Source organism: Streptomyces sp. NPDC002018 (assembly GCF_042890865.1).
Lineage (GTDB): Bacteria > Actinomycetota > Actinomycetes > Streptomycetales > Streptomycetaceae > Streptomyces.
Genome location: NZ_JBIASO010000003.1, coordinates 256282 through 271179, shown reverse-complemented (window position 1 = coordinate 271179; position 14898 = coordinate 256282). Strand labels below are relative to the sequence as shown.

Sequence of the window (14898 nt, the reverse complement as noted above, 5' to 3'; positions counted from 1 at the left end):
CCCACTAGAGCAGCCCCACGGCGGTGTCGACGGCCCCGGCCACATCGCCGTCGACCGGGTAGAGCAGCGAGCGGCCCACGACCAGGCCCTGGACGGTGGGCAGCCGCAGTGCCTTGCGCCATTTCTCGTACGCGCCCTCCTGGTCGCCCCCGATCTCGCCGCCCAGCAGGACGGCGGGGAGTGTCGAGGTCTCCATCACCCGGGCCATATCGTCGGGGTCCTGGGTAACGGGAACCTTCAGCCAGGTGTACGCGGAGGTACCTGCCAGCCCCGATGCGATGGCGATCGAGCGGGTCACGGCCTCCGCGCCCAGATCGGTACGGAGCCGTCCCTCGACCCGGCGGCAGATGAACGGCTCGACGAAGACCGGCAGCCTGCGCTCGGCCATCGCGTCTATGGCGCGCGCGGCGGAGTACAGGGTGTCCAGGGAGCCGGGGTCGTCGTAGTCGATACGGAGCAGCAGCTTGCCCGCGTCGAAGCCGAGCCTGGCGAGGTCCTCGGGGCGGTGTCCGGTGAAACGGTCGTCGAGTTCGAAGGCGGCGCCGGCGAGACCGCCGCGGTTCATGGAGCCGACGACGACCCGGTCCTCCAGGGCGCCGAGGAGCAGCAGGTCGTCCAGGATGTCGGCGCTGGCGAGCACCCCGTCGACGCCGGGGCGCGACAGGGCCAGACAGAGCCGTTCCAGCAGATCGAGACGGCCCGCCATGGCGAGCCCGCGGTCCCCGACGGCGAGGGCGCCCCGGGCCGGATGGTCGGCGGCGATGATCATCAGCCGGCCGGTGGAGCGGTCGGTGGAGCGCAGCAGGGGACGGCGGGCCCGGCGGGCGGCGGCCTCGGCGACGGCCTCGGGGTGGTGCGTACGCAGCCGGACCAGCTCCGACACGTCGACGCCGGTCATGACGGGCCCCCCGGGGTCGGTGTGGCGGACGGAGCGGTGGTGGACGCGCCAGGGGCGGACGGGGCGGTGGGCGCGGCGGTCGGGGCGGCGTCCGGCCGGGGCCCCGGGAGGGGGTCCTGCGCCGGGACCGGCCCGCCCGCGAGCACCTCGGCGACCTCGTGCTCGTACGGCATGGCGGAGGAACAGGCGAGCCGGGCCGCGACGATGGCGCCCGCCGCGTTGGCGTACCGCATGATGTGCTCCAACTCCCAGCCCGCGAGCAGCCCGTGGCAGAGGGCGCCGCCGAACGCGTCCCCGGCGCCGAGGCCGTTGACGACCTCCACCGGGACGGGCGGCACCTCGGCCCGGGTGCCGTCGCGATGGACGGCGAGCACGCCCTTGGGCCCCTGTTTGACGACGGCCAGTTCCACCCCGGCCGCCAGCAGCGCCCGCGCGGCGGCCTCGGGATCCCGCTCCCCCACGGCCACCTCGCACTCGTCGAGATTGCCGACGGCGACCGTGGCATGGCGCAGGGCCCGCCCGTACAGCTCACGCGGATCGGCACCGCTGAACCGGCCCTCGGTGTCCGTCGGCCAGAACATCGGCCGCCAGTCGAGGTCGAAGACGGTGATGCCGGATCCGGCGCGCGACTCCAGCGCGGCGAGCGTCGCCGTACGGCTGGGCTCCGCGCACAGACCGGTGCCGGTCATCCAGAAGATCCTGGCCGCCCCGATCGCGTCCAGATCCAGTTCCCGCTGATGGATCTCCAGATCGGGGGCCTTGGGCAGCCGGTAGAAGTAGAGGGGGAAGTCGTCCGGCGGAAAGACCTCGCAGAAGGTGACCGGGGTGGGATACCGGTCGACCGCCGTCACCCAGCGGTCGTCGACCTCGAACTCCCTCAGCGCCTGGTGCAGATAGTCCCCGAAGGCGTCGCGCCCGGTGCGGGTGATGACGGCGACGCGCCGGCCCAGCCGGGCCGAGGCGACCGCGACATTGGTGGCGGAGCCGCCGAGGAACTTCCCGAAGGTGTCCACCTGCGCGAGGGGAACGCCGGTCCGCAGCGGATAGAGGTCGACCCCGATCCGGCCCATGGTGATCACGTCGTACGGCGCGGTCATACGCGGTCCCTTCGCTTCGGCGGCCATGACCGGATCTGCGGCCGTCTGCGGCCCACCCCAGGTGTAATGCTCCCTCCGGAGCCTGTCAATGTTTTGTCCTGACATTCGGACGAAGGCTTGACACTCTTTCTGGGCGGCCGGAAGCTGACCGCCATGACCTCCTCCGTGCCCACGCTGAACCGCATCCGGGTCGGGTCGGCCCCCGACTCCTGGGGGGTGTGGTTTCCCGACGATCCCCAGCAGGTCCCCTGGCGGCGCTTCCTCGACGAGGTCGCCGAGGCCGGCTACGAGTGGATCGAACTCGGGCCCTACGGCTATCTCCCGAGCGATCCCGCCCTGCTGGCCGACGAGACCGCCCGGCGCGGGCTGAAGGTCTCGGCGGGGACCGTCTTCACCGGACTGCACCACGGGCCCGCCGTCTGGGAGAAGACCTGGGCGCATGTGGCCGACATCGCCGCGCTCACCCGGGCGATGGGCGCCGGCCATCTGGTCGTCATCCCCTCCTTCTGGCGCGACGACAAGACCGGGGCGGTGCTGGAGAACAGCACCCTCACCGCCGCGCAATGGCGCGATCTGACCACCCAGACCGAGCGCCTGGGCCGGGAGGTGCGGGACCGGTACGGGCTGCGCATCGTCGTCCATCCGCATGCCGACACCCATATCGACAGCGAGGAGAACGTCAGCCGCTTCCTCGACGCCACCGATCCCGGGCTGGTCTCCCTCTGTCTGGACACGGGGCACTACGCCTACTGCGGCGGTGACAGCGTCAAGCTGATCGAGACCTACGGCGAGCGGATCGGCTATCTCCACCTCAAGCAGGTGGATCCGGAGATCCTCGCCGACGTCGTGGCGAACCAGGTGCCGTTCGGGCCGGCCGTCGGGCGCGGGGTGATGTGCGAGCCGCCGGGCGGCGTGCCCGCGCTGGAACCGGTCCTGGCGGCGGCACAGCGGCTGGACGTCGATCTCTTCGCCATCGTCGAGCAGGACATGTATCCGTGTCCGCCCGACAAGCCGCTCCCGATCGCCACCCGCACCCGCCGCTTCCTGCGGAGCTGCGGCGCCTGACCGTCACCCCGGGCACCCGTTGGATATGCACCTGTCACATGTGCCGTAACTGTCACAAGAGTCCCTCCAACGTCACACATATCTCCATTACGCGGGTCTTCCGTCACAGGGAGGCGACAATTCCGCTTTCTCCATCACTCTGTGTCGCCCGTCGGGCACAGGCTGGGTGATCGCCAGCGCCTCAGCCGCAGCTCCCCCGACGGTCGACAGACCTTCCTGCGGCCGGCGCAGGGAGGTGCCACAGATGACGGACAGAAGGCTCTGGTCCTACAAGGAGATCGCGGCGCACATCCGGGTCCAACCGGACACCGTCCGCTCCTACCGCAAACATGGACTGCTTCCGCCGCCCGACCATGTGGAGAACGGCAAGCCCTACTGGTACGCGGACACCGTCCGCGCCTGGGTGGCCAAACGCCCCGGCAACAGAGGCAGCAGAGGCTGACCGCACCGGCCTACGCCGTGAACCGACGAGCGTGAAGTGACCGTGAAGTGACGAGGTGAAGGGACGAAGGACCGGGCGGAGGGCCCGTACCGAATCCGGTACGGGCCCTCCCCCTGCGCTCCCCCGCGTTCCCCTGCTCCCCGCTCCCCCGCGCCCCGTTCCCTCGCCGCCCGTTCCCTCGCCCTGCCTTGCCCTGCCCTGCCCTGAACGGAGCGCCGTATCTCAGACTCCCGCCGTATCCCGGTCCCGGTCCTCGTCACGGCCCTCGCCCTTGGCCGGAGCGCTCGTGGCGGAGGACCCCGGCCGCTTCCCGGCGGCCGGTATCGACTCGCCCTCACTCAGGCCGAACCGGGCGTGGAAGCGGCGCAGCGGCCCCGGCGCCCACCAGGTCGCCTTCCCCGTCAGCTTCATCACCGCGGGGACCAGCAGACTGCGCACCACCATGGCGTCCATGATCACCGCGAGCGCGATCCCGAGCCCCAGCATCTTCGTATTGGTCACCCGCGAGGTGCCGATGGCCACCATGACCAGCGCCAGGATCACGGCGGCCGCGGTGATCAGCCCTCCGGTGCGCCGCAGCCCGAAGGCCACCGCCTGCTCATGGTCCCCGCTGCTGTCGTACTCCTCCTTGATCCGGGAGAGCAGGAAGACCCCGTAGTCCATGGAAAGTCCGAAGGCGACACAGAACATCAGGACCGGCAGGGTCGTCTCTATGTCGCCGGTGGAGGTGAAGCCGAGCAGCCCCGACAGATTGCCGTCCTGGAAGACCCAGACCACCGCGCCGAACATGGCCGTCAGGCTCAGTGCGTTGAGCACGACCGCCTGGATGGGTATCAGCACACTGCCGGTGAGCAGGAAGACCAGCAGCAGGGTCACCACGACGATGATGCCCGCCGCCCAGGGCAGCCGGTCCGCTATGGCGTTCTTGGAGTCGACCAGCACGGCCGCGGTACCGGTGACCGAGGTGTCGAACGGAGCCTGTTCGGCGCGGATGTCACGGACGAGCTGCTGGGCCCCCTCTCCCACCGCCTCACCCTTCGGCAGGACCGTGAAGTACCCGTGCTCCCCGGCGGTGACGGGACCGTCGATCCTCGCCACCTCGGGAAGGGCGGAGATCCGGCTGCGGTAGTCGGCGAACTCGGCGGGTGTGGCGGAGCCCTCGGTGAGGATCTCCAGCCCGCCACTGGGGCTGCCGGGGAAGCCGTCCTGTATCCGCTCCTGGACCACCCGGGATTCGGCACCCGCCGGAAGCTGACGGTGGTCGGCCGTGCCGAACGTGGCTCCCAGGAACGGCAGTCCGAGCAGTACCAGCCCGGCCGTCGTGGCGATCGCGAAGACGGGGGCCCGGCGCATCACCAGCGCCGACACACGCGCCCATCCCGCCCCTTCCGCCCGTGGGGAGGTACGCGGACCCCGTCGCAGCAGCCGCCGCAGATCCAGGGCGTTGACCCGGTGGCCCAGCAGCATCAGCGCGGCCGGCAGCAGTACCAGCGCCGCCAGGGCGGCCAGCAGCACCACGGCGATCCCGGCATAGGCGAAGGAGCGCAGGAAGTACTGCGGGAAGACCAGCATGGCGGCCAGGGACACCGCCACGGTCAGCGCCGAGAACAGCACCGTGCGCCCGGCGGTGCGCAGGGTGGTGCCCACGGCCTCGCGCACCTCGGCCCCCTCGGCCAGTTCCTCGCGGAACCGGCGCACGATGAAGAGCGCGTAGTCGATGGCCAGTCCGAGTCCGAGAGCCGTGGTGAGGTTCTGTGCGAAGACCGAGACATCGGTGAATTCGGTGATGCCGCGCAGCACCGCGTTCGTCCCCAGGATGGCGACGATGCCGAGCCCCAGCGGCAGCAGGGCGGCGACCGCGCTGCCGAACACCATCACCAGCAGCACCAGTGTCACGGGCAGCGCGATCAGCTCGGCCCGCAGCAGATCTTCCTGGATGATGCTCTGCATCTCGTGCCGCACGGCGACGGGCCCGCCGACCGAGACCTCCAGCGGTCCGTGTGTGCCGCGGTACGCGGGAGCTATCCGGTCCAGGACCTCGCCGGCGGCTTTCTCGTCCCCCTCGATCCGGGCCGCGATCAGCGCCTCCCGCCCGTCCTCGGCGCGCAGCGCGGGCGCCCCCGTCTGCCAGTAGGAACCGACCCCGGTGATGCCCTTCTCCGCCGTCAGACGGTCGGTGAGGCGCCGGGCCTCGGCGGCCACGGCCGGATCGTCCACACTCCGGCTCCCGCTGTCGAGGAGCAGCAGGAGATTCGGCTCGGAGGCGGGGAACTCCCGCTCCAGTGCCGTGGTCGCGTAGGTCGACTCGGCGTCCGGGTCCTCCCAGCCACCGCTGCCCATGCGGTCGGCGACCCCGCTTCCCGCGAAGACCGCCAGGGCCGTGATCACCAGCGCGACCAGCAGGGAGAGCCTGGGCCGCGCGGTGACGAACCGGGTCCAGCCCCCGGAACGCCGGCCGGTGTTGACTTCGGACATGGTGCGGTGTCCCCTTCACCGTGACCCATACATGGGTCAGCCATTGCCATAGAACGACAAACACGAGCCATCGCTCGCATTTCTCAATAATGCGAGCCACCGCTCGCGTTTGTCAACGGATCCAGGAAAGCCGGGGACTGACATGCCGGAGCCGAAGAGCGACGCCACGGGAACGGGGAAGCCACGACGGCGCCAGGCCCGCGGCGAGCGCCGTATCGCCCAACTCCTCGACGCGGCGGCCCAGGTCTTCTGCACCACCGGCTACAGCGCGGCGAGCACCAACTCCATCGCCCGGGAGGCCGGCGTCTCCCCCGGCACGCTCTACCAGTTCTTCCCCAACAAGGAGGCCATCGCCATCGAGCTGGGCGACCAGCTCCTGACACGCTGGCGCGCGACCTACGGACAGGCGTTCCTCCCCGCCCATCTCGAACTCCCCCTGGACCAGCTCCTGGACGCCGTCCTCGACCCGCTGATCCAGTTCAACTACGAGAACCCGGCCTTCGGCGTACTGATGCACGGCTCCGACATCCCCGGCCAGGTCACCCGCGAGCACGAAGCCCTCCACTCCTCCATGCAGGCCCGGGTCGAGGAGATCCTCGGCGGCTATCTCCCCGAGGCGCCGGAGGCCGACATCACCCGCGTCGCACGGACGGTCTTCACCGTCTTCAAGTCCGGCCTGGACCTGATCCTCGCCGCGGAGCCTGACCAGCGGGACGCATACGTCGCGGAGATCAAGACGGTCCTCTTCCGCTATCTGCAACCGCTCGTCGGGGATCCCCGGCCGGACACCGGGGAGCGGCACGGGCCCGGCGCTCACCCTCATACCCCCTAGGGGTACGATCGGTGCGGCAACCGCCCACACCCCGACAAGGAGAACGCCATGACCGCCGAGACGAAGACCGGGACGACCGGAACCTCCGGCTCCTGCTGCTCGCCCACCGGCTCCTGCCACAGCGGCGCGACCGACGGCGCGACGGACCAGGTCACCACCGTCTACCAGGTCACGGGCATGACCTGCGGCCACTGCGAGGGCGCCGTCACCGGCGAGATCTCCGGGATCGAGGGCGTCGTCTCCGTCCAGGCCGTCGCCGCCACCGGACAGGTGACCGTCGTGTCCCGCGCCGCGCTGGACGAGGAGGCCGTACGCGCCGCCGTCGACGAGGCGGGATACGAGCTGGCCGGACAGGCCTGACCGCACCCGCCCCACCCGCCCCGCGCGTCCGCACCCTCCGCGCCCCGGGCAGTTACCAAATCTTTGCGCCGGTGGTCCTTCACATGAACCACAAGTCCTTCACAAGGAGATCTAGATCACATAGATTGGGGGGTAACCATCCGGGGGGCTCGCGAGTCTAAGAGGACAATGCCAGAGAACGTCTTGGGGGACGTTCGAAGGGATGTCATGAGATGTCTTGGGGGACATCTCGGACGAGCGAATTGACCGGGGCACGTGCACTGGGGAGCTTTGAGCGGCCCTCCCGTACGTACCCCGGTCAGACCGCGCGAGTAAGCCGCTGCTGGTTACGGCAGACGCCCGGCCGGATCCCGTGGGGGGAATCCGCTCCGGGGATATGGAAAGCGCCCCGCTCGTCGACCCGTGGGGGGATCGGCGGCGGGGCGCTTTTCGCTCCGTACGCGCCGTACGGCGGATGCCGCACGGCGCGGAAAGGCCGTGTCAGCGGGCCTCGACCGGGACGAAGTCGCGCAGGACCTCGCCGGTGTAGATCTGGCGCGGGCGGCCGATACGGGAGCCCGGCTCCTTGATCATCTCGTGCCACTGGGCGATCCAGCCGGGCAGCCGGCCGAGCGCGAACAGCACGGTGAACATCTCGGTCGGGAAGCCCATGGCCCGGTAGATGAGACCGGTGTAGAAGTCCACGTTCGGGTAGAGCTTGCGCGAGACGAAGTAGTCGTCGGCGAGGGCGTGCTCCTCGAGCTTGAGCGCGATGTCGAGCAGCTCGTCGGACTTGCCGAGCGCCGAGAGGACATCGTGCGCCGCCGCCTTGATGATCTTCGCCCGGGGGTCGAAGTTCTTGTAGACGCGGTGCCCGAAGCCCATGAGCTTCACGCCGTCTTCCTTGTTCTTCACCTTGCGGATGAAGCTGGTGACATCGCCGTCGGCGGCCTGGATGCCTTCGAGCATCTCCAGCACCGACTGGTTGGCACCGCCGTGCAGCGGGCCCCACAGGGCGCTGATCCCGGCGGAGATCGAGGCGAACATGTTCGCCTGCGAGGAGCCGACGAGACGCACGGTGGACGTCGAACAGTTCTGCTCGTGGTCCGCGTGCAGGATCAGCAGCTTGTCGAGCGCGGAGACCACGACCGGGTCCGGCACGTACTCCTGCGCCGGCACGGAGAAGGTCATCCGCAGGAAGTTCTCGACGTACCCCAGGTCGTTGCGCGGGTAGACGAAGGGGTGGCCGATCGACTTCTTGTACGCGTACGCGGCGATGGTCGGCAGCTTGGCGAGCAGCCGGATCGTGGAGAGATGGCGCTGCTTCTCGTCGAACGGGTTGTGGCTGTCCTGGTAGAACGTCGACAGCGCGCTGACCACGGAGGACAGCATGGCCATCGGGTGGGCGTCGCGCGGGAATCCGTCGTAGAAGCGCTTGACGTCCTCGTGCAGCAGCGTGTGCTGGGTGATCTCGTTCTTGAACGAGGCCAGCTCGTCGACCGTCGGCAGCTCGCCGTTGATCAGCAGATACGCCACCTCGACAAAGCTGGACCGCTCGGCGAGCTGCTCGATGGGATAGCCGCGGTAGCGCAGGATGCCCTGTTCGCCGTCGAGATAGGTGATACCGGACTTGTAGGCCGCGGTATTGCCGTAGCCGCTGTCCAACGTCACCAGACCGGTCTGGGATCGGAGCTTCCCGATGTCGAAGCCCATGTCGCCGACGGTGCTGTTGATCACCGGGTAGGTGTACTCGCCGTCGCCGTACCGCAGTACTACCGCGTTGTCGCGTTTCTCGCTCACGTCATCCCTCACCGACGTAGTGCCTCTTCTTCGAGGTGCCCTGACTGTCTCTACCATCCCCCATTTGGCTCAGGAGAGTGCACTCGGGGTCGGCCATTCGGCCTTTTGGCGGCACTCAGTGCCGCCAACCTCCTCATCCTGCCCCCTTCGCCCCGGTTGCGGAAGTCCCCGTGAGCCGGTGGTCCAGAGCGGTGAAACGCCTGCCCGCCGACACCGTCCGCACCGCCTGTCCTATGGCCTTGCGGGAGCCGACCAGCACCACCAGCTTCTTGGCGCGGGTGACGGCCGTGTAGAGCAGATTGCGCTGGAGCATCATCCAGGCACTCGTCGTGACCGGGATGACCACGGCCGGATACTCGCTGCCCTGGGAGCGGTGGATCGTCACGGCGTACGCGTGGGCCAGCTCGTCCAGCTCGTCGAAGTCGTACGGCACCTCCTCGTCCTCGTCCGTCCGCACCGTCAGGCGCTGGTCGTCCAGGCTGAGCGAGGTGACCACACCCACGGTGCCGTTGAAGACGCCATTCTCCCCCTTCTCGTAATTGTTGCGAATCTGGGTGACTTTGTCGCCGACACGGAAGACCCGGCCGCCGACCCGCTTCTCGGGCAGATCGGGCCTGGCGGGGGTGATGGCCTGCTGGAGCAGGGCGTTGAGCGCGCCCGCGCCCGCCGGTCCGCGGTGCATCGGCGCCAGGACCTGCACATCACGCCGGGGATCGAGCCCGAATCTGGCGGGGATCCGGCGGGCGGCCACATCGACCGTGACCCGGCCCGCGTCCTCCGTCTCCTCCTCGGCGAAGAGGAAGAAGTCCGGGAGGCCCTGGGTGAGGGGCTGCGCTCCCGCGTTGATGCGGTGGGCGTTGGTGACCACACCGGACTGCTGGGCCTGCCGGAAGATCCGGGTCAGCCGGACGCGCGGCACCGGGCCGCCCTCGGCCAGCAGATCACGCAGCACCTCGCCCGCCCCGACCGACGGAAGCTGGTCCACATCCCCCACCAGCAGCAGATGCGCGCCCGGCGCCACCGCCTTGACCAGCTTGTTCGCCAGGAGCAGATCCAGCATGGAGGCCTCGTCCACCACCACCAGATCGGCGTCGAGCGGGCGGTCCCTGTCGTACGCCGCGTCCCCGCCCGGCTTCAGCTCCAGCAGCCGGTGCACGGTCGACGCCTCGGCGCCGGTCAGCTCGGAGAGCCGCTTGGCCGCCCGCCCCGTGGGGGCCGCCAGCACCACCTTGGCCTTCTTGGCCCGCGCCAGCTCGACGATCGAGCGGACCGTGAACGACTTGCCGCAGCCGGGCCCGCCGGTCAGGACGGCGACCTTCTCGGTGAACGCGAGCCGGACCGCCTGCTGCTGCTCGGGGGCCAGCTCCGCGCCCGTACGGCCCGCCAGCCACGTCAGCGCCTTCTCCCAGGCCACGTCCCGGAAGGCCGGCATCCGGTCCTCCCGGGTGCGCAGCAGCCGCAACACCTGGGCGGACAGGGACAGCTCGGCGCGGTGGAAGGGGACCAGATAGACCGCCGTCACCGGCTCCCCGCCGTCCGGTCCCGGCACCGTCTCCCGTACGACCCCCTCGTCCTCCCCCGCCAGCTCGGCCAGGCAGTCGATGACCAGGCCCGTGTCGACCGCGAGCAGCTTCACCGCGTCCGAGATGAGCTGCTCCTCGGGCAGGAAGCAGTGCCCCTGGTCGGTCGACTGGGACAGGGCGTACTGGAGGCCCGCCTTGACCCGCTGGGGGCTGTCGTGGGGTATGCCGACGGCCTGGGCGATCCGGTCGGCGGTGAGGAAGCCGATGCCCCAGACGTCCGCCGCCAGTCGGTACGGCTCGTTCCTGACGACCGAGATCGAGGCGTCCGCGTACTTCTTGTAGATACGCACGGCGATGGAGGTGGAGACACCGACACCCTGGAGGAAGACCATGACCTCCTTGATGGCCTTCTGCTCCTCCCAGGCGGCGGCGATGCGCTTCGTCCGCTTGGGTCCGAGGCCGGGCACCTCGATCAGCCGCTTGGGCTCGTCCTCGATGATGTCGAGCGTGTCGAGGCCGAAGTGCTCGACTATCCGGTCCGCGAACACGGGGCCGATGCCCTTGATCAGACCTGAGCCCAGATAGCGGCGGATGCCCTGGATCGTGGCCGGGAGGATCGTCGTGTAATTGTCCACCGTGAACTGCTTGCCGTACTGGGGGTGCGAGGCCCAGCGGCCCTCCATCCGCAGCGACTCGCCCGGCTGCGCGCCGAGCAGGGCGCCGACCACGGTGAGCAGATCGCCACCGCGGCCGGTGTCGACCCGGGCGACCGTGTAGCCGTTCTCCTCGTTGGCGTAGGTGATCCGCTCGAGAACGGCTTCGAGCACTGCTGGACTGGACATGCCCCGACGCTATCGCCCCGCTCCGACAGCACGACGGGCCTGTGGACAACTCCGGTTCCCCGGGGGCCCGGCCGGGAGGGCCCGGCGCCGCAAGGGGCCCGGTCCGATGAACCGGGCCCCACGTGCTCCCCCCTCCGACAGAGCCTTCCGATCCCCCCGGATCCCTCCCCGAAGGCCCTGATGGCATGTACGACCGACGTCACCCGGGAAGGGTTGTACGGTTTCGCCGCGTCATTCCCGGCGTTCGCCGATGCCGTTCCGAGCCGATGCCGTTCCGAGGGCCCGTCGCCACCGTTGTTCTCAGGGCCCGCCACCGTCGTTCTGAGGGTCCGTCGCGTCGCACTCAGCGGGCGTGCCGGACGTACCGGTCGACCACCTCGGCCAGGACCTCCACGCCGTCCCGGCCCCACAGCTCCTCGTTGAACAGCTCCACCTCGACCGGGCCCGAGTACCCCGCCGCGTCGACCCGTTCGCGCCAGGCGCGCAGGTCGACCGCTCCGTCGCCGAGCTGGCCACGGCCGTTCAGCACCCCCGCCGGCAGCGGTGTCGTCCAGTCGGCGAGCTGGAAGGAGAAAATCCGTCCGGCCGCGCGCCCGACGGCGGCGGGCGCCCGGTCGTCCCACCAGACGTGGTAGGTGTCCACGACCACGCCGACCTGTCCTGCCGGGAAGCGCTCGGCCAGTTCGAGGGCCTGGTCGAGGGTGGAGACCACACAGCGGTCGGCCGCGAACATCGGGTGCAGCGGCTCGATCGCGAGCCGGACGCCCCGCTCCGCCGCGTACGGCGCCAGCTCGGCCAGCCCGTCGGCGACGCGTTCCCGTGCCGCGCTCAGATCCCGGCTGTCCGCCGGAAGCCCTCCGGAGACCAGGACGAGGGTGTCCGTCCCCAGGACGGCCGCCTCGTCGATCGCCGCGCGGTTGTCCGCCAGTGCCTCGGCGCGCCGGCCGGGCTCTGTCGCGGTGAGGAAGCCGCCGCGGCAGAGCGTGGTGACGGCGAGTCCGGCCTCCCGTACGAGCTTGGCGGCGGCCTCGGCCCCGTACGCCCGGACCGGTTCGCGCCACAGGCCGACGGCCGGCACTCCGAGGCGTACACAGGCCTCCGTCAGCTCGGGCAGGGTGAGCTGTCTGACCGTCATCTGGTTGATGCTGAGGCGGCTCAGACCGCCGTGCGACGGGCCCCTCACGCCGGTGCCCCGTACACGCCAAGCAGCGATCTCATCCGGGCCTCGGCCCGCCCGGGATCGGGGAACAGCCCGAGTCCGTCGGCCAGCTCGTAGGCCCGTGCGAGATGGGGCAGCGAGCGGGCCGACTGGAGGCCTCCGACCATGGTGAAGTGGTCCTGGTGACCGGCCAGCCAGGCCAGGAACACCACGCCCGTCTTGTAGAAGCGGGTGGGTGCCCGGAAGAGATGGCGGGCCAGTTCGACGGTGGGGTCGAGGAGTTGCCTGAAGCCCTTCGTGTCCCCCGTGTCCAGGACGCGGACGGCCTGTGCCGCCACCGGCCCCAGCGGGTCGAAGACACCGAGCAGCGCGTGGCTGAAGCCCCGTTCGTCGCCCTCGATCAGCTCCGGGTAGTGGAAGTCGTCGCCCGTGTAGCAGCGCACGCCCGCCGGCAGCCGGCGGCGCAGCTCGATCTCGCGGCCGGCGTCGAGCAGGGAGACCTTGATCCCGTCGACCTTTGCCGGGTGTTCGGCGATGACCTGGAGGAAGGTCTCGGTCGCCGTGTCGAGGTCCGCGCTGCCCCAGTAGCCCTCCAGGGCCGGATCGAACATCGGGCCGAGCCAGTGCAGCACCACCGGTGCGGCGGCCTGCCTCAGCAGGGGGGCGTAGACACCGAGGTAGTCGTCGGGGGTGGTCGCGGCGGCGGCCAGGGCGCGGGAGGCCATCAGAACGGCCTGGGCGCCGCTCTCCTCGACCAGCGCGAGCTGCTCCTCGTACGCCGCGCGCACATCGGCCAGGGAGGCGGGTCCCGGGGCCAGTTGGTCGGTGCCCGCCCCGCAGGCGATCCGGCCGCCGACCGCCTTCGCCTCGGCGGCGGAGCGGCGGATCAGCTCGGCGGCCCCCGCCCAGTCCAGGCCCATACCGCGCTGCGCGGTGTCCATGGCCTCGGCGACCCCGAGGCCGTGCGACCACAGATGGCGGCGGAAGGCGAGTGTGGCGTCCCAGTCGACGGCGGCCGGCGCGTCGGGGCTGGTGTCGGCGCGGGGATCGGCGACGACATGGGCGGCGGCGAGGACCGTACGGGAGACGAGGGGCGCCCCTCCCCCGGTGAACCGGGCGGGCTCGGAACGCGGGGTGTACGGATACGATCCGCCCCCCGCGGAAGGCAGCCGAAGGGTCACAGCGTCAGCTCCGGCACGTCGAGGCGACGGCCCTCCGCGGCGGACCGCAGCCCCAGCTCCGCGAGCTGCACCCCGCGCGCGCCCGCGAGCAGATCCCAGTGGTACGGCTCGTCGAGCGCCACATGGCGCAGGAACAGCTCCCACTGGGCGCGGAAGCCGTTCTCGTACTCGCTGTTGTCCGGGACCTCCTGCCAGTGGTCGCGGAAGGACTCGGTGGCGGGGAGATCGGGGTTCCAGACGGGCTTGGGTGTGCTGCCGCGGTGCTGGATCCGGCAGTGGCGCAGGCCCGCGACGGCCGAGCCGTGGGTGCCGTCGACCTGGAACTCGACCAGTTCGTCGCGGTGGACCCGGACCGTCCAGGAGGAGTTGATCTGGGCGACGGCGCCGCCGTCCAGTTCGAAGATCCCGTACGCCGCGTCGTCCGCGGTCGCCTCGTACGGCTCGCCCCGCTCGTCCCAGCGCCGCGGGACATGGGTGGTGATGAGCGCCTGGACGCTGGTGACCCGTCCGAACAGCTCGTGCAGGACGTACTCCCAGTGCGGGAACATGTCGACGGTGATGCCGCCGCCGTCCTCGGCGCGGTAGTTCCAGGAGGGGCGCTGGGCCTGCTGCCAGTCGCCCTCGAAGACCCAGTACCCGAACTCACCCCGTACGGAGAGGATCTCGCCGAAGAAGCCTCCTTCGACGAGGCGCCTCAGCTTGAGCAGACCGGGCAGGAAGATCTTGTCCTGGACGACGCCGTGCTTGACGCCGGCGCTCGTGGCGAGCCGGGCCAGGTCGAGGGCGGCGGCGAGGTCCGTCGCGGTCGGCTTCTCCGTGTAGAGGTGCTTGCCCGCCGCGATCGCCTTCTTGAGGGATTCGACGCGGGCGGAGGTGACCTGGGCGTCGAAGTAGATGTCGACCGTGTCGTCCGCGAGGACCGTGTCGAGGTCGGTGGACCACTCGGTGAGGCCGTGCCGCTCGGCGATCTCCCTGAGGGCGTGCTCGCGACGGCCGACGAGGACGGGCTCGGGCCACAGGACGTCGCCGTTCCCGAGATCCATGCCGCCCTCGTCGCGGATCGCGAGGAGCGAACGCACCAGATGCTGCCGGTATCCCATGCGCCCCGTGACGCCGTTCATGGCGATCCGCACTGTCCTGCGTGTCACGAAGTTCCCTCCATACGGCCGCAGCAAGCGCTTTCTATGAGGTAGAAAGCTAGCCTGCGACAGCGGCCGGTACAAGAGCCCGCCCCGATCTCCCGCG

General features: G+C 70.3%; 12 protein-coding genes. 4 read left to right on the top strand and 8 right to left on the bottom strand.

The window, feature by feature from the left end; all coding sequences use genetic code 11:
- Nucleotides 1–4: 4 nt before the first annotated feature.
- Together ACFYYH_RS06845 and iolC are read right to left on the bottom strand one after the other, a co-directional pair.
- Nucleotides 5–898 (bottom strand): deoxyribose-phosphate aldolase, encoded by an 894-nt coding sequence (locus tag ACFYYH_RS06845; RefSeq protein ID WP_388546868.1) that lies wholly within the window; start codon nt 896–898, stop codon nt 5–7.
- Nucleotides 895–1995, bottom strand: a complete 1101-nt coding sequence (gene iolC, locus ACFYYH_RS06840; RefSeq protein WP_388546865.1) for a 5-dehydro-2-deoxygluconokinase — start codon at nt 1993–1995, stop codon at nt 895–897. Before iolC ends, ACFYYH_RS06845 begins: the two co-directional genes overlap by 4 nt.
- Nucleotides 1996–2148: 153 nt before the next feature.
- Between iolC and ACFYYH_RS06835 the strand changes: the two genes are divergently transcribed.
- Nucleotides 2149–3060, top strand: coding sequence for a sugar phosphate isomerase/epimerase family protein (locus ACFYYH_RS06835; RefSeq protein WP_388547265.1), 912 nt, complete (start codon nt 2149–2151; stop codon nt 3058–3060).
- A 244-nt stretch (nt 3061–3304) separates the two neighbouring features.
- Nucleotides 3305–3502, top strand: coding sequence for a helix-turn-helix transcriptional regulator (locus ACFYYH_RS06830; protein ID WP_388546862.1), 198 nt, complete (start codon nt 3305–3307; stop codon nt 3500–3502).
- Between the two features lie 222 nt (nt 3503–3724).
- Here the strand turns inward: ACFYYH_RS06830 and ACFYYH_RS06825 are convergent, their stop codons facing one another.
- Complete coding sequence (locus ACFYYH_RS06825) at nt 3725–5977, bottom strand: MMPL family transporter (RefSeq protein ID WP_388546859.1); 2253 nt, start codon at nt 5975–5977, stop codon at nt 3725–3727.
- Nucleotides 5978–6119: 142 nt separating this feature from the next.
- Here ACFYYH_RS06825 and ACFYYH_RS06820 point away from each other — a divergent pair, with 142 nt between their 5' ends.
- Entirely contained in the window at nt 6120–6809 is a 690-nt protein-coding gene (locus tag ACFYYH_RS06820) for a TetR/AcrR family transcriptional regulator (protein ID WP_388546856.1), read from the top strand.
- A 48-nt stretch (nt 6810–6857) separates the two neighbouring features.
- A complete protein-coding gene (locus tag ACFYYH_RS06815) occupies nt 6858–7169 on the top strand; it encodes a heavy-metal-associated domain-containing protein (protein WP_388546852.1) in 312 nt (103 codons plus the stop codon).
- Between the two features lie 480 nt (nt 7170–7649).
- Here ACFYYH_RS06815 and ACFYYH_RS06810 read toward each other — a convergent pair whose 3' ends face one another.
- From ACFYYH_RS06810 to ACFYYH_RS06790, 5 genes are all read right to left on the bottom strand, one after another.
- Nucleotides 7650–8948 carry a citrate synthase gene (locus ACFYYH_RS06810; protein WP_388546850.1) on the bottom strand — a complete coding sequence of 433 codons (1299 nt, stop codon included), beginning with the start codon at nt 8946–8948 and terminating at the stop codon, nt 7650–7652.
- 133 nt (nt 8949–9081) lie between these two features.
- Complete coding sequence (locus ACFYYH_RS06805) at nt 9082–11313, bottom strand: ATP-dependent RecD-like DNA helicase (protein WP_388546847.1); 2232 nt, start codon at nt 11311–11313, stop codon at nt 9082–9084.
- A gap of 343 nt (nt 11314–11656) precedes the next feature.
- Nucleotides 11657–12448: a sugar phosphate isomerase/epimerase family protein gene (locus tag ACFYYH_RS06800; RefSeq protein ID WP_388546844.1), complete on the bottom strand. Its 792-nt coding sequence runs from the start codon at nt 12446–12448 to the stop codon at nt 11657–11659.
- A 44-nt stretch (nt 12449–12492) separates the two neighbouring features.
- On the bottom strand, nt 12493–13653 hold the full coding sequence (locus tag ACFYYH_RS06795) for a dihydrodipicolinate synthase family protein (RefSeq protein WP_388546842.1): 1161 nt from the start codon (nt 13651–13653) through the stop codon (nt 12493–12495).
- Nucleotides 13650–14801 (bottom strand): Gfo/Idh/MocA family protein, encoded by a 1152-nt coding sequence (locus ACFYYH_RS06790; protein WP_388546839.1) that lies wholly within the window; start codon nt 14799–14801, stop codon nt 13650–13652. Before ACFYYH_RS06790 ends, ACFYYH_RS06795 begins: the two co-directional genes overlap by 4 nt.
- Nucleotides 14802–14898: the final 97 nt, after the last annotated feature.

Coding starts and splice junctions, on each gene's coding strand:
- ACFYYH_RS06845 (WP_388546868.1), bottom strand. CDS start 898: ATGACCGGCGTCGACGTGTCGGAGCTGGTCCGGCTGCGTACGCACCAC.
- iolC (WP_388546865.1), bottom strand. CDS start 1,995: ATGACCGCGCCGTACGACGTGATCACCATGGGCCGGATCGGGGTCGAC.
- ACFYYH_RS06835 (WP_388547265.1), top strand. CDS start 2,149: ATGACCTCCTCCGTGCCCACGCTGAACCGCATCCGGGTCGGGTCGGCC.
- ACFYYH_RS06830 (WP_388546862.1), top strand. CDS start 3,305: ATGACGGACAGAAGGCTCTGGTCCTACAAGGAGATCGCGGCGCACATC.
- ACFYYH_RS06825 (WP_388546859.1), bottom strand. CDS start 5,977: ATGTCCGAAGTCAACACCGGCCGGCGTTCCGGGGGCTGGACCCGGTTC.
- ACFYYH_RS06820 (WP_388546856.1), top strand. CDS start 6,120: ATGCCGGAGCCGAAGAGCGACGCCACGGGAACGGGGAAGCCACGACGG.
- ACFYYH_RS06815 (WP_388546852.1), top strand. CDS start 6,858: ATGACCGCCGAGACGAAGACCGGGACGACCGGAACCTCCGGCTCCTGC.
- ACFYYH_RS06805 (WP_388546847.1), bottom strand. CDS start 11,313: ATGTCCAGTCCAGCAGTGCTCGAAGCCGTTCTCGAGCGGATCACCTAC.
- ACFYYH_RS06800 (WP_388546844.1), bottom strand. CDS start 12,448: ATGACGGTCAGACAGCTCACCCTGCCCGAGCTGACGGAGGCCTGTGTA.